Annotated in this window: 14 protein-coding genes, 2 tRNA genes and 1 pseudogene; 14 read left to right on the top strand and 3 right to left on the bottom strand. The window is 72.8% G+C overall.

What is annotated here, in order from left to right; all coding sequences use genetic code 11:
* Window positions 1–22: 22 nt before the first annotated feature.
* Window positions 23–592 carry a SigE family RNA polymerase sigma factor gene (locus tag IE136_RS03905; protein ID WP_158988654.1) on the top strand — a complete coding sequence of 190 codons (570 nt, stop codon included), beginning with the start codon at window positions 23–25 and terminating at the stop codon, window positions 590–592.
* 196 nt (window positions 593–788) lie between these two features.
* Window positions 789–2,441 carry a long-chain fatty acid--CoA ligase gene (locus tag IE136_RS03900; protein WP_189599452.1) on the top strand — a complete coding sequence of 551 codons (1,653 nt, stop codon included), beginning with the start codon at window positions 789–791 and terminating at the stop codon, window positions 2,439–2,441.
* 105 nt (window positions 2,442–2,546) lie between these two features.
* Here the strand turns inward: IE136_RS03900 and IE136_RS03895 are convergent.
* From IE136_RS03895 to IE136_RS03885, 3 genes and pseudogenes are all read right to left on the bottom strand, one after another.
* Window positions 2,547–2,800: pseudogene (locus tag IE136_RS03895) on the bottom strand (winged helix DNA-binding protein); the annotation flags it as partial.
* Window positions 2,801–2,876: 76 nt separating this feature from the next.
* Window positions 2,877–6,599: a hybrid sensor histidine kinase/response regulator gene (locus tag IE136_RS03890; protein ID WP_189599449.1), complete on the bottom strand. Its 3,723-nt coding sequence runs from the start codon at window positions 6,597–6,599 to the stop codon at window positions 2,877–2,879.
* A 197-nt stretch (window positions 6,600–6,796) separates the two neighbouring features.
* Window positions 6,797–7,228 (bottom strand): SSI family serine proteinase inhibitor, encoded by a 432-nt coding sequence (locus tag IE136_RS03885; protein WP_158988656.1) that lies wholly within the window; start codon window positions 7,226–7,228, stop codon window positions 6,797–6,799.
* Between the two features lie 205 nt (window positions 7,229–7,433).
* On the opposite strand from IE136_RS03885, the gene IE136_RS03880 reads away from it, so the two are divergent.
* From IE136_RS03880 to IE136_RS03825, 12 genes are all read left to right on the top strand, one after another.
* A tRNA-Ser gene (locus IE136_RS03880) sits at window positions 7,434–7,524 on the top strand.
* A gap of 240 nt (window positions 7,525–7,764) precedes the next feature.
* A tRNA-Arg gene (locus IE136_RS03875) sits at window positions 7,765–7,837 on the top strand.
* A gap of 117 nt (window positions 7,838–7,954) precedes the next feature.
* Window positions 7,955–8,614, top strand: coding sequence for a signal protein (locus IE136_RS03870; protein ID WP_229818620.1), 660 nt, complete (start codon window positions 7,955–7,957; stop codon window positions 8,612–8,614).
* Between the two features lie 78 nt (window positions 8,615–8,692).
* Window positions 8,693–9,058 (top strand): PH domain-containing protein, encoded by a 366-nt coding sequence (locus tag IE136_RS03865; protein WP_158988657.1) that lies wholly within the window; start codon window positions 8,693–8,695, stop codon window positions 9,056–9,058.
* Between the two features lie 123 nt (window positions 9,059–9,181).
* Window positions 9,182–10,075, top strand: a complete 894-nt coding sequence (locus IE136_RS03860; RefSeq protein ID WP_189599440.1) for a BRO-N domain-containing protein — start codon at window positions 9,182–9,184, stop codon at window positions 10,073–10,075.
* A gap of 179 nt (window positions 10,076–10,254) precedes the next feature.
* Complete coding sequence (locus IE136_RS03855) at window positions 10,255–11,091, top strand: DUF2797 domain-containing protein (RefSeq protein ID WP_189599438.1); 837 nt, start codon at window positions 10,255–10,257, stop codon at window positions 11,089–11,091.
* Window positions 11,092–11,166: 75 nt separating this feature from the next.
* Window positions 11,167–11,502 (top strand): antibiotic biosynthesis monooxygenase family protein, encoded by a 336-nt coding sequence (locus IE136_RS03850; RefSeq protein WP_158988660.1) that lies wholly within the window; start codon window positions 11,167–11,169, stop codon window positions 11,500–11,502.
* A gap of 58 nt (window positions 11,503–11,560) precedes the next feature.
* Window positions 11,561–12,424 (top strand): amidohydrolase family protein, encoded by an 864-nt coding sequence (locus IE136_RS03845; RefSeq protein ID WP_229818658.1) that lies wholly within the window; start codon window positions 11,561–11,563, stop codon window positions 12,422–12,424.
* Window positions 12,425–12,626: 202 nt separating this feature from the next.
* Window positions 12,627–13,331, top strand: coding sequence for a response regulator transcription factor (locus IE136_RS03840; protein ID WP_158994498.1), 705 nt, complete (start codon window positions 12,627–12,629; stop codon window positions 13,329–13,331).
* Between the two features lie 62 nt (window positions 13,332–13,393).
* The gene (locus IE136_RS03835) at window positions 13,394–14,914 is read left to right on the top strand and encodes a sensor histidine kinase (RefSeq protein WP_229818657.1); all 1,521 of its coding nucleotides are present in this window, start codon (window positions 13,394–13,396) and stop codon (window positions 14,912–14,914) included.
* A gap of 123 nt (window positions 14,915–15,037) precedes the next feature.
* Window positions 15,038–16,339 (top strand): bifunctional glycosyltransferase family 2/GtrA family protein, encoded by a 1,302-nt coding sequence (locus IE136_RS03830; RefSeq protein WP_189599434.1) that lies wholly within the window; start codon window positions 15,038–15,040, stop codon window positions 16,337–16,339.
* The gene (locus IE136_RS03825; RefSeq protein ID WP_229818619.1) at window positions 16,336–18,498 is read left to right on the top strand and encodes an ArnT family glycosyltransferase; all 2,163 of its coding nucleotides are present in this window, start codon (window positions 16,336–16,338) and stop codon (window positions 18,496–18,498) included. The genes IE136_RS03830 and IE136_RS03825 overlap by 4 nt, the downstream gene beginning before the upstream one ends.
* The last annotated feature ends 57 nt before the right edge of the window (window positions 18,499–18,555 follow it).

Raw genomic sequence — 18,555 nt, 5'->3', positions numbered from 1 at the left:
CCCCCGCTCCTAGCGTGGAGTCATGACTCCGCCACCCTCTGGCCCCGTCTGCGCCGGCGCCTCCACGGCCGCCCGGGGGGCCGCCGTGACCACCGGCTACCCGTCCTTCTCCTCGTACGTACGGGCTCGTGGGCCCGTGCTGCTGCGCACCGCGCGCTCGCTGACCGCGAACCCGTCGGACGCCGAGGACCTGTTGCAGACCGCGCTGACGAAGACCTTCGTCGCCTGGGAGCGGATCGAGGACCACCGCGCCCTGGACGGCTACGTCCGCCGGGCCCTGGTGAACACCCGTACGTCCCAGTGGCGCAAGCGCAAGGTCGACGAGTTCGCGTGCGAGGAGCTGCCGGAGCCGGTCGGCCTGCCGCCCGAGCCGGACCCGGCGGAGCGCCAGGTGCTGCAGGACGCGATGTGGCGCGCGGTGATGAGGCTCCCCGACCGCCAGCGGGCGATGGTCGTCCTGCGGTACTACGAGGATCTCAGCGAGGCCCAGACGGCCGAGGTGCTCGGCGTGTCGATCGGCACGGTCAAGAGCGCGGTCTCGCGGGCGCTCGGCAAGCTGCGCGAGGACCCGGAGCTGACGCCGGTACGGTAGCCGCCCGGGCGGCACGACGTTCGGCCGGCCCTGGCCTTCGGAAGAGGCGTCCCCCGTCCGTAGGAACCTCCGGAATCCCCTCCCGCCAGTAATCACTGGCGATTTCCGTACTCCCGGGTAGTGACATACCGCGCGGTACGTGCGCAGAATCTGCACACCCTTACTACTGCCACGTAGCGCCCACCGGGAGGACGCCGTGCTGAGCACCATGCAGGACGTACAACTGACCGTGACCCGCATCCTGCAGCACGGGATGACGATCCACGGGAAGTCACTGATCACCACCTGGACCGGTGAGCCCGAGCCGCGGCGCCGCACCTTCGCGGAGGCGGGCGCCCGCGCGACCCAGCTGGCGAACGCCCTGCGCGACGAGCTCGGTGTCACGGGCGACCAGCGTGTCGCGACCCTCATGTGGAACAACGCCGAGCACGTCGAGGCGTACTTCGCGATCCCCTCCATGGGCGCGGTCCTCCACACCCTCAACCTGCGTCTTCCCCCCGAGCAGCTGGTCTGGATCGTCAACCACGCCGCCGACCGCGTCGTCCTCGTCAACGGCTCCCTGCTCCCGCTCCTCGCCCCCCTGCTGCCGCACCTGCCGACCATCGAGCACATCGTGGTCGCGGGCCCGGGCGACCGTTCCGTCCTCGACGGCGTGGCGCCCCGCGTGCACGACTACGAGGAGCTGATCGCCGGCCGCCCCACCACCTTCGACTGGCCCGAGCTGGACGAACGCGCCGCCGCCGCCATGTGTTACACCTCCGGCACCACCGGCGACCCCAAGGGCGTCGTCTACTCCCACCGCTCCATCTACCTGCACTCCATGCAGGTCAACATGGCCGAGTCGATGGGCCTGACGGCCAAGGACACGACCCTCGTCGTCGTCCCGCAGTTCCACGTCAACGCCTGGGGCCTGCCGCACGCCACCTTCATGACCGGCATCAACATGCTCATGCCGGACCGCTTCCTCCAGCCGGCCCCGCTCGCCGAGATGATCGAACGCGAGAAGCCGAGCCACGCCGCCGCCGTCCCCACCATCTGGCAGGGCCTGCTCGCGGAGGTCACCGCCAACCCGCGCGACCTGACCTCCATGAAGCAGGTGACCATCGGTGGCGCGGCCTGTCCGCCCTCCCTCATGGAGGCGTACGACAAGCTCGGCGTCCGCCTCTGCCACGCCTGGGGCATGACGGAGACCTCCCCGCTCGGCACCATGGCGCACCCGCCGGCCGGGCTGACCGCGGAGGAGGAGTGGCCGTACCGCGTCACCCAGGGCCGTTTCCCGGCCGGTGTCGAGGCCCGGCTCGTCGGCCCCGGCGGCGAACACCTGCCCTGGGACGGTGAGTCGGCCGGTGAGCTGGAGGTCCGCGGCAACTGGATCGCGGGCGCCTACTTCGGTGGGGTGGACGGCGAGGAGATCCGGCCGGCGGACAAGTTCAGCGAGGACGGCTGGCTGAAGACCGGCGACGTCGGCGTCATCAGCCCGGACGGCTACCTCACCCTCACCGACCGGGCCAAGGACGTCATCAAGTCCGGCGGCGAGTGGATCTCGTCCGTGGAGCTGGAGAACGCGCTCATGGCGCACCCGGAGGTCGCCGAGGCCGCCGTCGTCGCCGTGCCGGACGACAAGTGGGGCGAGCGGCCGCTGGCGACCGTCGTCCTCAAGGAGGGCTCGACGGCGGACTACGAGTCGCTGAGGGTCTTCCTCGCCACCGAGGGCGGGATCGCCAAGTGGCAGCTGCCGGAGCGCTGGGCGATCGTCCCGGCGGTGCCGAAGACGAGCGTGGGGAAGTTCGACAAGAAGGTGATCCGCAGGCAGTACGCGGAGGGCGAGCTGGACGTGACCCAGCTCTGAACTCGGAGCAGGCGCAGGTGAGAAGGGGGGCGGTGTCCGCGCGGACACCGCCCTCGCGCGCGTACGTGTGCCGGCTACGCGCCTTCGGTGTCGAGGGCCGCGCTGTCACGCCTTCGTGTTGGCGATCATCCTGCGCAGCACCTTGAGCGCGGTCACGTACTCCTCGTCGCTGATGCCCTCGTGGACCGCGTGCGCAGGTGGGTCACCAGCTCGCGCACCCGGAGCCTGGCGGCCTCCCCCGCATCGGTGAGGTACAGGTGCTGTCCGGCGTCGGCCCGGAGCCACCCGCGGTGGAGCAGCTGGTCGACGACCCGCGTGATGTCGTGCGGCCCGTCCGCGAGGGGCGTCAACTGCGCTACTGGAGCGGCGGTGTCGGTGTCGGTGTCCGTGATCGCGACGCTACTCGTCCGGTCGGCACCGACCAGCGGACACCGGTCAGTTGGTACCGATCTTCGCCAGCAGGTCGACGATCCGGGCCTGGACCTCGTTGCTCGTCGAGCGTTCCGCGAGGAAGAGGACCGTCTCGCCGGACGACAGCTTCGGCAGTTCGGCCTCGTCGATGCCGGCCGAGGTGTAGACGACGAGCGGCGTACGGTTCAACTGGCCGTTCGCGCGCAGCCAGTCGATGATCCCGGCCCGCCGACGGCGCACCTGCATCAGATCCATGACCACGAGGTTGGGCCGCATCTGCGCCGCCAGCGTGACCGCCTCGGCGTCCGCCTCGGCCCGGGCCACCTGCATGCCGCGCCGCTCCAGGGTCGCCGCGAGCGCCTGCGCGATCTCCTCGTTCTCCTCGATGAGCAGGACGCGGGAGGGGTGCTGCTCGCTGTCGCGCGGGGCGAGCGCCTTGAGGAGTACGGCGGGATCGGCGCCGTACGCGGCCTCCCGGGTCGCCTGTCCCAGCCCGGCAGCCAAGAGCACCGGCACCTCGGCGGCGACGGCGGCCTGGCGCAGCGACTGGAGCGCGGTACGGGTGATGGGGCCGGTCAGCGGGTCGACGAAGAGCGCGGCCGGGAAGGCGGCGATCTGGGCGTCGACCTCCTCGCGGGAGTGGACGATCACCGGACGGTAGCCGCGGTCGCTCAGCGCCTGCTGGGTGGAGACGTCCGGCGCCGGCCAGACGAGCAGACGACGCGGGTTGTCCAGCGGCTCCGGGGGCAGTTCGTCGTCTACGGGCTGCGGCAGCGGCTTGTTCGCGACCTCGACCGCACCGCCCGGGCCGTCGAGCGGCTCGGGCCCTTCGGCGGAGCCCTCGGCGGGCGCTCCTATGGCGTACGCGCGGCCTTCGGGGGCCGGGGGACCGAGCTTGGGCTGCGGCAACGGCTGCGACGGTGCTTCGGACGGCTGCGGGTTCGTGTGCGGATGCGGCTTGGCCGCCGAATCGGTGGGAGCCGGGGCCGGGCGGTCGCCCTCGGGGGGAGTGGCGAGCTTGCGCCGCCGACCGGATCCGTTCGACGCGTTCTGCCCGCCGGTCTGGGCTGCTGCCGGGGGGCCCGGCTGGGCGCCGGTCTGCTGCGCGGCGATCTGCTGCGCGAAGGGCACGCCCTGCCCGAGCGTACGGACGCTGAACGCGCGTCCGCCCTGGCCGCGGTCCTTCTGAACGGGCACGGGCTGGGCCGGCTGTGCGGCAGCCGGTGCCTCCGGCGGCAGGGGTACGGACCCGGTGCCGGTGACGGAACGGGTCTCCTGCGGGATGCCGGAACCCGGGCCCCGGCGACGGCCGGTCGGCTCGGGATGGGCCTGCGGCGGCGTGGGGCCGGCGTCCGGCACGGACCGTACGGCGTCGTGCCGGCCCTTGTCGCTCACGGGGGGGACCGAAGGCCGCGGCGCCGGCTGAGGTGCCTGCTGAGGAGCGGTGAAGGGAGCGGCGGGCCCGGTCTGAGCCGCCTGCTCGGCGGGCCGGTCGGCGTCGGCCGGCGGCAGCGCGAACGGCGTGCGCGGCCCCGCGTCGGCGGCGGCGGTCCGCTCCTGGGCGGCGAGTGCCCGGCGAGCCCGGCGGCCCGTCGGCTGCGCCGAGGCCGCGTCCGCCTCGCCGCTCGCCACGGCCGGCAGGGCCCGCGCGCGGGAGGACGCCTCCACGGGAGTGCCCTGAGCCGGGACGGGAACGCCCTGCGGCGGCACCGCGTCGCCCCGAGCGGCGCGGCCCTGCGCCCCCTCGGCGGCGGTCACCACGGCGCCCTCGGCGGGGCGGCCGCGTCGGCGGCCGGTCGGTTCGGTGCCGGAGGTGGAGCCCGTACCCGCGTTCTGGGCGGGGATCAGCTCGGCGGGCGCCGCCGGGCCGTCCTCCGTACGGCCGCGCCGACGACCGGTCGGCTCGACCGCGCCGCCGCCGGGACCGGCACCCGTACCGGCACCCGTACCGCCCTCCGCCGCGACGGGGCTCTCCAGGAAGGCGTCCGTGGACGCCCGACGGGCGCGCCGCCTTCCGCCACCCTGCGTCTCCGACGCCTGCGCGGGCAGCGCCAGCCGGGCCCCCTGTCCCTGAGCCGCAGGATCCGACGCCTCCGACGCATCCGCCGCGGCGTCGCGCACCGGACCCAGTTCGGGCCTCACCCCGGCCGGTGCCGCGGCCGGCGCGGCGACCGTTCCCTTCCCGGCGCCGAGCGGAAACTCCAGCACGTACGCGCTGCCGCTCATCCCGGGCACCTCGTGCGTCTGCACCACACCGCCGTGCGCCGCCACGATCCCGCGGACGATCGGCTGGTGGACGGCGTCGCCCCCGGCGTACGGCCCGCGTACCTCGATCCGTACGACGTCACCGCGCTGCGCGGCCGCGACGACGATCGTCGAGTCCGCGTATCCGGCACCCGGTACGACCCGGGCCTTGCCGGTCGAGTCGACCCCGGCCACGTCCGCGACGAGGTGGGCGAGCGCGGTCGCGAACCGGCCGGCGTCCACCTCGGCCTCGATCGGCGGCGCGTGTACGGCGAACTGGGCGCGGCCGGGCCCGATGAGCTCCACGGCCCCGTCGACACCCGCCCCGACGACCCGGTCGAGGAGCACGACGCTCTTGTCGAGGGCCTCCGCCCCCGCGTCCAGGCGCTGGTAGCCGAGGACGTTGTCGACGAGGGTGGTCATCCGGGCGTAGCCGGCGGCCAGGTGGTGCAGCAACTGGTTGGCCTCGGGCCACAGCTGCCCCGCGTCGTCGGCCGCGAGGGTGGCGAGCTCGGTGCGCAGCTCCTCCAGCGGGCCGCGCAGCGACTCGCCGAGGACGGCCGTCAGCTGCTCGTGCCGGGCGGTGAGGGCCTCGTACCGCTCCTTCTCCCGCTCCAGCACCTCCGCCTGCCGCTCCAGCTCCACCGCGTGCCGCTCGGCGGCGTCGGCGAGTTCGGCGGCGTGCTTCTCGGCGAGCTGCTCGTACGGCCGGCGGTCGGTGAAGGTCATCACCGCGCCGACGAGCTGGTCCCCGTCCCGTACCGGCGCGGTCGTCAGGTCGACGGGGACCTGCGCACCGTTCTTCGACCAGAGCACCTGGTTGCGGACCCGGTGCTTGCGGCCCGACTTCAGGGTGTCGGCGAGCGGAGACCCCTCGTACGGGAACGGCTCGCCGTCCGCACGCGAGTGCAGGATCAGCGGGTGCAGCTCCTTGCCGCCGAGGTCGCTGGCGCGGTAACCGAGGATCTGCGCGGCGGCGGGGTTGACGAGGACGACCCGGCCATCGGTGTCGGTGCCGACCACGCCCTCGGCCGCGGCGCGCAGGATCATCTCGGTCTGGCGCTGCGAGCGGGCGAGTTCGGCCTCGGTGTCGAGGGTGCCGGTGAGATCGCGGACGACGAGCATGAGCAGCTCGTCGCCCGTGTAGGCGCTGTACGAGTCGTAGGCCTCGCGCCCGTCCTCCAGACTTGCGCTGGTCACCTCGACGGCGAACTCGCTGCCGTCGGTACGGCGCGCGATCATCCGGGTCGGCTTCGTGCGGCCCCGCTCGTCGGTGCCCTCGGGCCGCCGCATCGAGCCGGGGATCAGGCGTGAGTCGAAGCCGGGCAGCAGATCGAGCAGGCCGCGCCCGACGAGGGCCGTGCCCGGGGTCTCGAACATGCCGAGGGCGATGGTGTTGGCGTTGACGACCGTGCCGTTGCAGTTGACGAGCACGAGGCCGTCGGGGAGGGCGTCAAGTATGGCTGCGAGGCGAGCAGCGCCTCGGGATGGCCTGCTGCTCACGACGACGCTTCCTCCCTGACCCACTGCACTTGCCCAGCTGCGCTGCCCGGTGGCCGGCCGGCCCCATCTTGCCCCTCGGGCCGTGGCCTGTCACTGAGGTGAGTCTAAGGGCAGGGCCGCCGGGCGTGGGGTGAGGTCTCTTGCCTCCGGCACAATGCGGCGCTTCGTGGGAGCTTTCGTAAAGCTCCGTGGGCGCTTCATCCCCGTACGTGCGGAAGCACGGGCTCCAGATTCTCCCAGCGGTCGATCTCGCAGCCGTCGGCCCGGGAGAAGCGGGCGTCGACGGGGCGCCCGTGCCAGTCGCCGGTGACGTGCGCGACGGCCGGCCCGCCGTACTGCTGGGTACAGAAACGGTCCTTGTCCACCGCCGCGAACGGGTCCTTCCCCTCCTTCGCGAGCCGGTCGAGCCGGTCGCAGGCACGGTCGGCGGCCGGGTGGTTCCCGCCCACCTCGCTGCCGCACTCGAGCCGGAAGGTGCCGTTGGCGTCCGGGTGGCCGCTCTTGGAGATCGTCACGGTGAGCGCGTCGGGCGGCGACAGCAGGGGCAACGGCGGGATCGGCCCGAGCCCGGCGGCGCCGGCGGTGGCGGCGAGGGGTGCGAGGGTCGTGAGGACGAGGCGGCGCAGCATGCGAACTCCAGGTGAGCGGGTAGGGGCTACGGGTCTCGAGGCCCGTCTCCTCTAACGCTCCGCACTCGCGTTCGTTGCGCATGCCGGTGGGGCCGGCGGACTTTGCTCTTCGCCCGGGAGGGCTAGTACGGTGAAAGCGATTGGTGGCACCCGGCTCGTCTGTGTCATCATCTGCACGCACCGTTCGCGCCCGCGCGAGGTGCATGGAGGCGTCGCCTAGTCCGGTCTATGGCGCCGCACTGCTAATGCGGTTTGGGTCTTAAAGCCCATCGAGGGTTCAAATCCCTCCGCCTCCGCTCCATCCGAAGCCCCGGCCCCACGGCCGGGGCTTCGGCCGTTCCCGGCCCCGGCCGGCCTGCCCCGCGGGCCCGCGGGATTCACCCGTCCGGCGGATGGGGGCGGGGCTCTCGATCTGCCCCTGAGAGATGTTTCCGCAGGTCAGAGGGGGTCTAGCTAATGGATTTCGCGCTACGGCGCAGGTCATGTAATGTTGTCCACGCAACGCCGACCGGCAAGAAAAAAGCCGAGAAGCACAAGCACTCGTAGCTTAACGGATAGAGCATCTGACTACGGATCAGAAGGTTGCAGGTTCGAATCCTGCCGAGTGCACAGCCTAAGAGGCCCCGGACGAGAGTCCGGGGCCTCTTGCGTTGGGCCGTACAGCGGTGAAGGGCAGGTCGTGCCGATGGGGGAGACGGTCGGCGGCCTTGGTGGGGAGGGGGTCGGATGAGGTTCGGGGCGGGGAGAGCGGGGCTGACCGCTGGGGCGCTCGTGTCGCTGGTCGCGTTGGCGGGGTGCGGGACGCAGGCGTCCCCGGACCCGGAGGACACGGCGACGGCGGGACGGGCGTCGGCAACGGCCTCGCCGCCGGCGGCGTCGGCGAGTGGTCGTCTGTCCGGTGGGGAGCTTCAGGGGCGGTGGTGGTCGTGGGCGGCTTCGGAGCCCGCGGAGGTCAACCCCGTCGCCGACCGGGACGGGCGGGAGTGCGGACGGAACCAACCGCAGGACGTGTGGTTCCTGGCCGGCACCTTCGGCGGACAGGTCACGCGCGCGTGCGCGGTGCCCGGCGGTCGTCCGATCGCCTTTCCCGTCGTCAACAGCTACGGAGAGCCCTCGGATTGTGCGGCCTTCATGAGCGGCGCGCGGGGGACCGTGCTCCTCGACGGCGAGGCGGTCGAGCCGGAGGCGTACCCCGGCGACGTGATGACGGTGCGCAGCGCTCAGGGCAACGCGGTCACGGGTGAGGGAGGCGGCTTCACCGCTACGGGGTGCGGCTTGTGGGTCCAGCTGCCCGCCTTGGCGCCCGGGAAGCACGCGCTGAAGATCCGTGGGCGGTCGGGCGACTTCTCGACGGGTGTGGACTACGCGTTGACCGTCACGGCCTAGGGGTGAGGGGCTCGCTCGGCGAGGCGGTGGGGGATAAGGTCTGAAGATCGTTTTGTCTTCGGGTTTGTGGGGGTTGGCATGGCACTGTTCGGGAACGCGCACAAGATCGATCCGGCGCAGGCGCAGCAGGACTACGCGCGGCTGCTCGGGCCCGGGGAGCAGGTGCACGCCGCGTACCTGCTGATCCGGGACACGATCTTCTTCACCGACCGGCGGCTCGTGCTCGTCGACAAGCAGGGCATCACCGGCAAGAAGGTCGAGTACCACTCGATTCCGTACCGGAGCATCACCCACTTCGCCGTGGAGACCGCCGGCACGTTCGACCTGGACGCCGAGCTGAAGATCTGGATCTCCGGCCAGGCGCTTCCCGTCCAGAAGACCTTCACCAAGGGTGTCGACATCTACGAGGTGCAGGCGATCCTGACCCAGTTCGTCGCGAAGTAGACGGAGAGACGAGGTCCTCGGGGGTTCCCCGGGGGCCTCTTTCCCTTTTCGGGTGAACGTCCGCTGATTTCATGACAATTGAATATGCCATCGGCCTAGCTTCGGCCGTGGAGGTGAGGCTCGATGGACGAGCAGCATGGACAGAAGCAGGACGCGATCGACATCGACGACTTCGTGTACGCGGCGACGGGCGCGCGTGTGCGGAGACTGACGATGCCGGACGGGACGCACTGGTTTCCCGCGGTGGACGTGGCGGGGCGGTTGGGATACGGCAACACCCGGGACGCCCTGCGATCCGCCGTCCCGCAGCACCACACGACCTCGCTCGCCGATCTCGTACGAACCGTCGGCCGGACCGACGGTGCGCGCGAGGTCGCAGGTCACGGCCTCAAGAAATCCATGCGGATGGTCGATCTCCAGGGGCTGGTCCACCTGGTCAGCAGGTGCGCCGAACCCGAGGCCGCCCCCTTCAAGGCCTGGGTGGCCGACGTCGTCGCCACCGTCCAGCGTGACGGTTCCTACGCGCTCGAGCCGTCCCCCCTTCCGTCCGGGCACGTCATGCCGCAGCAGGTCGCCGACATCATCGTGCGGCTGGAGGGGCGGAACCGGCGGCTGGACGAGGAGTTCGCGGTCTGGGCCGCGGAGCAGCACGCCTTGTTGCGGGAGACCAGCCGGAGTCTGTCCCGGATCGCCGACTCGCTGGAGCGGATCGCCGTACCCGGGCAACGGCAACGGTCACGGCAGCAGATCGGGCGCCGCCCCGCCATGACGCCCCAGGAACTGCTCGCCTCCTGGAACGCCGACCGCCTTCCCGTCACCGGGGACGTGCGGGCCGTCGCCGCCTGCCTCGCGCCCGCGCTGCTCAGGGGCGGGGCCCGGTACCGGCCGGAGGAGATCGCGCGGCGGACCGGGCTCGCGGTCGAGCGGGTACGGGACTGCGTGGGGCTGCTGGTCGAGCGAGGGTGCGTGCGGCAGATCGAGGCCGCCGACGGGGCGCGGATCCACCTCCTGCCGTAGCGGCCCTCGAGGTGGTGGAGGCGTGGAGGCCGTGCGGGTCCCAGGTCGTGTCCGGAAAGTAGCGCCGTCCGCCCGTGGGCCAGGCGGGACTTTACGGATACGGCCCAGCCGCCGTGGAGGCAGACTGGCAGCTCACGAGAGCAGGGTGGAGCGAGCGCGTGGTGTGGCGGTGTGCCGGGATGGGGTGGCGCGGGGGTGTGCCCGGGCTGCGCTGGGAGGGCGGGCGGGTGTCCGTGCTGCGGTACGGGCGGATGATCGGGTTCCGTGCGGTCGACGGGCGACGCTGCCCGGGTGCCCGGGGCAACGCCTGCCCGTTGTCCGCGGAGGTGTCACCGCGCGCGACCGGCGGGCAGTGCCCCGAGTGCGCGCGGCTCGACCGGGCCCGTTCGGTCGCAGCCGACACCAAGGTGGACGACCCCCAGCCCTACCGCGTGTACCTCGCCTGGTTCGGACCCGGGATGACCAAGGTCGGCATCACGGCCGAGGCCAGGGGTGACGCCCGGCTCCTGGAGCAGGGGGCCGTCGCCTTCAGCTGGCTCGGGCGGGGGCCGCTCATGGCCGCGCGACGGACCGAGGAGCAGCTGCGGCACGCGCTGAAGGTGCCCGACCGGATTCCGTACGCCGGGAAGCGTGCCGTACGGCACCGGTTGCCGGCGCCGCTCGAACGGCGGCGCGGGATCGAGGAGCTGTACCGCGACGCCGTCGCCCTGCCCGGATGGGGAGAGACCCTCCACACGCTCCCGTGCGAGGTGCGTGACCACGCCGAGGTCTTCGGGCTCGACGGGCTCCCGCCGCTCTCCGGGACCGTCACCGAGCTGTGCGAGAACGGCGTCGTCGCCGGCCAGGTTCTCGCCGCCGCAGGGCCCGACCTGCACCTTCTCGATTCCGAAGGGCGCTGCCTCGCCGTCGACACCCGGCTCGTGCGGGGGTGGGGGCTGGCCTCCGCCGACGCCGGCGAAGCCGTCACCGTGCCCGTCCGGAAGGAGCCCGGGCGCTCCCAGGAGGGGCTGTTCTAGCCGACCGTAAAGACTTGGATCCCTTTCCCGCCGGGCTGTGGACACGTGCGCCCCGACCGGCGGAGGGTGATCGACATGACCCAGAGCCTGGTGGCGGGCCTCGAACCGCCGTACTACACCGCTGTCTTCACCTCGGTCCGCGCCGACGACCCCGAGGGGTACGCCGAGACCAGCGCGCGCATGCAGGAGATCGTCCGGGAGCTCCCGGGCTTCCTGGGGTACGAGACCGCACGCACCCCCGGCGGGATCGGTATCACCGTCGCCTACTTCCGCGACCTCGACTCCCTCGGTGTCTGGCAGCACAACGCGGAGCACCAGGCCGCGAAGCGCCACGGGCGCGCGCACTGGTACGACCGCTACAGCGTCCACATCGGGAAGGTCGAGAGGAGTTACAGCTTTGAGCGCGCATGACGTCCCCGACACCACCCCCGACACCGCCCCCGAAACCCCTGAGGGCCCCACCCACGATCTGATCCGGCGGCTCGGCATCCCCGGACTCGTCGACGTCCACACCCACTTCATGCCCCAGAACGTCCTCGACAAGGTCTGGGCCTACTTCGACGCCGTCGGCCCCCTGACCGGTATGGAGTGGCCCATCACCTACCGCGAGGAGGAGGACCGTCGCGTCGCGCTGCTCCGCGAGTTCGGGGTCCTCGCCTTCACCTCGATGCTCTATCCGCACAAGGCCGGGATGGCGCGGTGGCTCAACGCGTGGGCCGCCGACTTCGCCGCCCGGACACCCGGCTGTCTGCACACGGCGACCCTCCATCCGGAGCAGGACACCGGGACGTACGTCCGACAGGCCCTCGACTCCGGTGCCCGGGTCTTCAAGGTGCACCTCCAGGTCGGCGGGTTCGACCCCAACGACGGGCTGCTGGACGACGCCTGGGGGCTGATCGCCGAGGCAGGCGTGCCCGTCGTCATCCACTGCGGCTCGGGGCCCGCCCCCGGGAAGTTCACCGGGCCGGGGCCCGTCGGACAGCTGCTCTCCCGCCGTCCCCGCCTGCGGCTGATCGTCGCCCACATGGGGATGCCGGAGTACGCCGACTTCCTCGACCTCGCCGAGCGGTACGAAGGCGTCCACCTGGACACCACCATGGCCTTCACCGACTTCAGCGAACGGTTCGCCCCCTTCCCCACCGCCGAACTCCCGCGCCTGCGCGCTCTCGGGCTCGACGGCCGGATCCTCCTCGGGTCCGACTTCCCGAACATTCCCTACCCGTACGTCCACCAGCTCGACGCCCTGGAGCGGCTCGGCCTCGGGGAGGAGTGGCTGCGGCACGTGCTGCACCACAACGCGGCCGAGCTCTTCGGCCTGACCCGGCTTTCTTAGGGAATTCACAGGGAAGGCAAAGGGAGATCTCAGTACGCCGCTCCAGCGTGGCACCATGACCGCGACCACGCCCCGGGGGAGCACGGCCCCGCGTACCGCCGCACCTGCCGCCCAGCACACAGCCCCCGCCCCTCCTGTCCGGCGCACGGCCCCCGCCCCTCGCGCCGCGCGGCGCGGCGACCGGACCCGGACCCGGACGGACATGCTCCGGCCCGACGGAACAGCCGTCCGTGTGCTCGTCGTGGACGACGAGGCGTCGCTCGCCGAACTGCTCTCCATGGCCCTGCGGTACGAGGGATGGCAGGTCCACAGCGCGGGCGACGGGGCCGGGGCCCTGCGTGCGGCGCGGGAGTTCCGGCCCGATGCCGTGATCCTCGACGTGATGCTGCCCGACATGGACGGGCTGACCGTGCTCGGCGGGCTGCGGCGCGAGCTGCCCGAGGTTCCGGTGCTGTTCCTGACCGCCAAGGACGCCGTCGAGGACCGGATCGCCGGCCTCACGGCGGGCGGTGACGACTATGTCACCAAGCCGTTCAGTCTGGAGGAGGTCGTGGCGCGGCTGCGCGGACTGATCCGGCGTTCCGGGGCGGCGCAGGCGCGCAGCGAGTCGCTGCTCGTGGTCGGGGACCTGACCCTGGACGAGGACAGCCACGAGGTGACCCGGGGCGGGGACTCGATCCACCTCACCGCGACCGAGTTCGAACTGCTGCGCTACCTCATGCGCAACCCGCGCCGGGTGCTGAGCAAGGCGCAGATCCTGGACCGGGTGTGGTCGTACGACTTCGGCGGCCAGGCGAACGTCGTCGAGCTCTACATCTCCTACCTGCGGCGGAAGATCGACGCGGGGCGCTCGCCGATGATCCACACCCGGCGTGGGGCCGGCTACCTGATCAAGCCGGGGGAGTAGGAGCGGTGCCTGGTCGGTCCGGAGGGGCGGGGCGGCTCCCGCGTCGCGGCGCCCGGCCCGGGATACGTACCCGTACCCGTACCAGCGCGCGGGGGCGTGCCTTTCGGGTCCGGCCCTGGACTCTGAGGACGCGGCTCGTCGTGTCCGCCCTCGCGCTCATCGCCGTCGTCGCCGCCGTGATCGGGGCGGTGACGACGATCGCGTACCGCTCCTACCTGTACGACCAGGCCGACACGCAGCTGCGACACGTCTCGAACCGGGCCGCCGGGCCCCCGCAGGCGCTGCGGGGCACGGTTCCCGGCGGGAGCGGCTCCGAGCAGCCGCTCGACTTCGTCAACGGTCCCGGGGCGCCGCTCGGCACGCTCGGTGCGGCCGTGGTGGACGGCGAGCCGGCCGAGGCCGCCGTCTCCGCGCAGACGGAACAGGGGGCGTACGGGGCGAAGTACAGGGCCCGGGCGCTGGACGCGGCCCAGCGCGCCGCCCTCGCCGCCGTCCCGCGCGACGGCGAGCCCCGTACGGTCGAGCTGCCCGGCATGGACGACTACCGGGTCGAGTACGCCTCCGGGATCCGCGGGGACTATCTCGTCGGCATCCCGCTGACCGACGTCCAGGACTCCCTCTCCACCCTGGTCCTCGTCGAGGTGAGCGTCACCGGCGCCGGTCTCGCCGCCGCCTCGCTGGCCGGCGGGGCGCTCGTCGGGGTCGCGCTCCGGCCACTGCGCCGCGTCGCCGCGACCGCCACCCAGGTCTCCGAACTCCCGCTGCACAGCGGCGAGGTCGCCCTCCCCCAGCGGGTCCCGGACGCCGAGGCCGATCCGCGCACCGAGGTCGGGCAGGTCGGGGCGGCCATCAACCGGATGCTCGACCACGTCCACTCCGCGCTCCGCGCCCGTCAGCGCAGTGAGACCCGGGTACGGCAGTTCGTCGCGGACGCCAGCCACGAACTGCGCACCCCGCTGGCCTCGATCCGGGGGTACGCGGAGCTCACCCGGCGCGGCCGGGAGGAGTGCGGGCCCGACACCCGGCACGCGCTCGGACGGATCGAGTCCGAGGCGACCCGGATGACGGGCCTCGTGGAGGACCTGCTGCTGCTCGCCCGGCTGGACGCCGGACGCCCGCTCTCGTACGAGAGCACCGATCTCGCGCCCTTGGTGGTGGACGCGCTGAGCGACGCCCGGGCGGCCGGGCCCGATCACCGGTGGCACCTCGAACTGCCCGAGGAGACGGTCAAGGTACGGGCGGACGGCGCCCGTCTCCACCAGGTCCTGGTCAACCTCCTCGCCAACGCCCGTACGCACACGCCGGCCGGCACCACTGTGACGGCGCGCGTGCGGGGCGACGGTGCGGGTGCCGTCGTCGAGATCGAGGACGACGGGCCGGGCGTCCCGGCCGCCCTCCTCCCGTACGTCTTCGAACGCTTCGCCCGCGGCGACGCCTCCCGCGCCCGCCATGCCGGCGGCGGCAGCACGGGACTGGGCCTCGCGATCGTCCGTGCGGTCGCCCGCGCCCACGGCGGCGACGTGAGCGTCCGCAGCGCCCCCGGCCGGACCGTCTTCACGGTCGCCCTTCCGTCCCACCCGTAGCCCGTAATCCGGCCAGCAGCCCGGCCCGTGGCCCGTAGAGCGGGGGCGTTCCGAGCCCGACTCACAGGCAGGGCACAGGCTCATCACACGGCCGTGACAGCGGGCCCGGCGAGGGTCTGTGCCATGCGAACCCAGACGACCGCGGGGCCCACGCCCGGCACCCTCCCCGCCCGGGACCACCTGCCCGCCGGTGCCGCCGGGCGGCCGGTCCTCGACGTGGTGATTCCCGTCCACAACGAGGAGAAGGACCTGGAGCCGTGCGTCCTGCGGCTCCACGACCACCTCTCGCGGACCTTTCCGTACGGCTTCCGCGTCACGGTCGCCGACAACGCCTCCACCGACCGGACCCCCGAGGTGGCGGCGACGCTGGCGTCGAAGCTGCCCGAGGTGCGCTCCGTACGGCTCGAGGAGAAGGGGCGCGGGCGGGCGCTGCGGACCGTCTGGTCGCACTCGGACGCGCCCGTCCTCGCCTACATGGACGTCGACCTGTCCACCGACCTCAACGCCCTGCTGCCGCTCGTGGCGCCGCTCATCTCCGGCCACTCCGACCTGGCGATCGGCTCCCGGCTCGCCCGCTCCTCGCGGGTGGTGCGCGGGCCGAAGCGGGAGTTCATCTCGCGCGCCTACAACCTGATCCTGCGCGGCTCGCTCGCCGCCCGGTTCTCCGACGCGCAGTGCGGGTTCAAGGCGATACGGGGAGAGGTGGCGGAGCGCCTGCTGCCGATGGTCGAGGACACCGGCTGGTTCTTCGACACCGAGATGCTGGTCCTCGCCGAGCGGGCCGGGCTGCGCATCCACGAGGTTCCCGTCGACTGGGTCGACGACCCGGACTCGACGGTCCACATCGTCCGGACCGCGACCGACGACCTGAAGGGCGTCTGGCGGGTGGGCCGGGCGCTCGCCACCGGCTCGCTGCCGCTCGACCGGCTGGCCCGCCCCTTCGGTGACGACCCACGTGACCGGCGACTCGTCGGCGTGCCCGGCGGACTGACCCGCCGGCTGGTCGGCTTCTGTGTCGTCGGGGTGCTGTCGACGCTCTTCTACCTGGCGTTGTACTCGGCCTTCCGGCTCGGCCTCGGACCCCAACTCGCCAACGCGGCCGCCCTGCTGGTCTCCGCGGTCGCCAACACCGCCGCGAACAGGCGGCTCACCTTCGGGGTCCGGGGACGCGACCGTGCGGTCCGCCACCAGGCGCAGGGGCTCGTCGTCTTCGGCATCGGCCTCACCCTGACCAGCGGATCCCTCGTCGCGCTCGCCGCGGCCACCGGCGACCCGGCCCGCTCCACCGAGCTGGCCGTCCTGATCACCGCCAACCTCGCCGCGACCGTCCTGCGCTTCCTCCTCTTCCGGCTCTGGGTCTTCCCGGACTGCCGTCCGGACGCGGGCGGCACGTATTCCGACTCCACCGCAAGGACCTCCCGATGACGGCCGATCCGATGACCCCCGCCCAGGCGACACCCGCCGGCGTGACCTCCGCCCGCGTCACCGCCTCGCACGCCCCACGGCCAGGCACAGGAGCGCCCCTCGCCCGCCTCTGGCGCGGGCGGGCCGACGACGCGCCCTGGGTGCGGCCCGCGTTCCTCGCCCTCCTCCTCGTCACGGCCGGGCTCTATCTCTGGAACCTGAGCGCCTCCGGCTACGCCAATTCCTTCTACTCCGCGGCCGTCCAGGCCGGCGGCGAGAGCTGGAAGGCCTTCTTCTTCGGCTCCCTCGACGCGGCCAACGCCATCACCGTCGACAAGCCGCCGGCCGCGCTCTGGCCGATGGCCCTGTCGGTGCGTCTCTTCGGACTCGGGTCCTGGCAGATCCTCGTCCCCGAGGTGCTGATGGGGGTGGCGACGGTCGCCGTCCTCTACGCGGCGGTACGGCGCCGGTTCGGCGCGGGCGCCGGTCTGCTCGCGGGCACGGTGCTCGCGCTCACACCGGTCGCCGCGCTGATGTTCCGCTTCAACAACCCGGACGCGCTGCTCGCCCTGCTGATGACGGTCGCCGTGCTCTGCGTCCTGCGCGCGCTCGAACCGGCGGGCAGCGGGATGACCTGGCTCGTCGCAGCGGGAGTCGCCTTCGGATTCGCGTTCCTCACCAAGACGCTGCAGGCGTTCCTGATCCTGCCGCCGCTCGCGCTCGTGTACGCGGTGTGCGCACCGGTCGGGTTCGGCCGCCGGATCGGCCGGCTGGCCCTCGCCGGGCTCGCGATGATCGTCTCGGCCGGCTGGTGGGTGGCCCTGGTCGAACTGTGGCCCGCGTCCTCCCGTCCGTACATCGGAGGCTCGCAGCACAACAGCTTCCTCGAGCTCACCTTCGGCTACAACGGGCTCGGCCGGATCAACGGGAACGAGACCGGCAGCGTCGGCGGTGGCGGTGGCCGGGGCGGCGGTCAGGGCGGCGGCTGGGGAGAGACCGGCGTCGGGCGGATGTTCGGCGACGCGGTCGGCGGCCAGATCTCCTGGCTGCTCCCGGCCGCGCTGATCCTGCTCCTCGCCGGGCTCGTCGTCACCCGGCGCGCGCCGAGGACGGACACCGCCAGGTCCGCGTTCCTGGTCTGGGGCGGTTCGCTGCTGACGACCCTGGCCGTGTTCAGCTTCATGGCCGGCATCTTCCACGAGTACTACACGGTGGCCCTGTCCCCGTACATCGCGGCGCTCGTCGGCATGGGCGCGAGCGTCCTGTGGGAGGAGCGCACGCGGTTCCCCGCCTCAGCGGCGCTCGCGGTGACGGTCGCGGCGACGGCGGTCTGGGGGTACGTGCTGCTCGGCCGGACGCCCGACTGGCTGCCGTGGCTGCGCTGGGCGGTCCTGATCGCGGGGTCGCTCGCGGCCCTCGGGCTGCTGCTCGCGGGGCGGGTCGACCGGCGGATCGGACTCGGGATCGCGGGGCTCGGTCTGGCGGCGGGGCTCGCGGGCCCCTTCGCGTACACGCTGGAGACGCTGGGGGTCGGACACCAGGGCTCGATCGTGACGGCGGGGCCCGCGGGTGGTGCGATGCGGGGGGTGCCGGGCGGCGGCCGACTTCCGACGGGCGAGGCCCCGGGCGGTGGTGCTCCGGGCGGTGGAACCGCCGACGGCGGTGCTCCGGGCGGTGGTGGTGCTCGGGCCGGGGGTCCCGGTGACGGGCAGCGCATGGCGCCGTGGGGTGCCGGCCCCGGTACGGGGGCCGGTACCCCGCCGAGGGCCGGCGGCGGGCCGACCCGAGGGTTCGGGGGTCCCGGCGGTCTCCTCGACGGCGCGAACGTCGGGACCAAGGCCAGGGCGGCGCTCCTGGAGAACGCCGACCGCCACACCTGGGTCGCGGCTGCCGTCGGCGCCCAGAACGCGGCCAGTTACCAGCTCGCCACCGGGGAGCCGGTCATGGCGATCGGCGGCTTCAACGGCAGCGACCCGTCCCCGACCCTCGCCCGGTTCAAGCAGTACGTCGCCCAGGGGAAGATCCACTACTTCGTCGCCGGCGGCGGCGCGGGCGGTGGGGAGATGCGCACGGGCCCCGGCGGCGGCTCCAGCTCCGAGATCTCCACCTGGGTCGCGGCCACCTTCGAGAAGGTCACCGTGGACGGCGCCACCTTTTACGACCTGACCCGGAAGAAATAATCCCTATACAGCGTACGAGAGCCCTTGTACGGTGTACGAGACCCAGTCCCGTACACC

The organism is Streptomyces lateritius (assembly GCF_014649715.1).
Lineage (GTDB): Bacteria > Actinomycetota > Actinomycetes > Streptomycetales > Streptomycetaceae > Streptomyces > Streptomyces lateritius.
Note: the sequence above shows the minus strand (reverse complement) of the source record. Positions and strands in the feature narration are given on the sequence as shown.

What these genes read in the sequence shown, in the direction of transcription:
- IE136_RS03850 (WP_158988660.1), top strand. Translation starts at nt 11,167, where the DNA reads ATGACCCAGAGCCTGGTGGCGGGCCTCGAACCGCCGTACTACACCGCT.
- IE136_RS03885 (WP_158988656.1), bottom strand. Translation starts at nt 7,228, where the DNA reads ATGCTGCGCCGCCTCGTCCTCACGACCCTCGCACCCCTCGCCGCCACC.
- IE136_RS03830 (WP_189599434.1), top strand. Translation starts at nt 15,038, where the DNA reads ATGCGAACCCAGACGACCGCGGGGCCCACGCCCGGCACCCTCCCCGCC.
- IE136_RS03905 (WP_158988654.1), top strand. Translation starts at nt 23, where the DNA reads ATGACTCCGCCACCCTCTGGCCCCGTCTGCGCCGGCGCCTCCACGGCC.
- IE136_RS03825 (WP_229818619.1), top strand. Translation starts at nt 16,336, where the DNA reads ATGACGGCCGATCCGATGACCCCCGCCCAGGCGACACCCGCCGGCGTG.
- IE136_RS03865 (WP_158988657.1), top strand. Translation starts at nt 8,693, where the DNA reads ATGGCACTGTTCGGGAACGCGCACAAGATCGATCCGGCGCAGGCGCAG.
- IE136_RS03860 (WP_189599440.1), top strand. Translation starts at nt 9,182, where the DNA reads ATGGACGAGCAGCATGGACAGAAGCAGGACGCGATCGACATCGACGAC.
- IE136_RS03870 (WP_229818620.1), top strand. Translation starts at nt 7,955, where the DNA reads ATGAGGTTCGGGGCGGGGAGAGCGGGGCTGACCGCTGGGGCGCTCGTG.
- IE136_RS03840 (WP_158994498.1), top strand. Translation starts at nt 12,627, where the DNA reads ATGCTCCGGCCCGACGGAACAGCCGTCCGTGTGCTCGTCGTGGACGAC.
- IE136_RS03855 (WP_189599438.1), top strand. Translation starts at nt 10,255, where the DNA reads ATGGGGTGGCGCGGGGGTGTGCCCGGGCTGCGCTGGGAGGGCGGGCGG.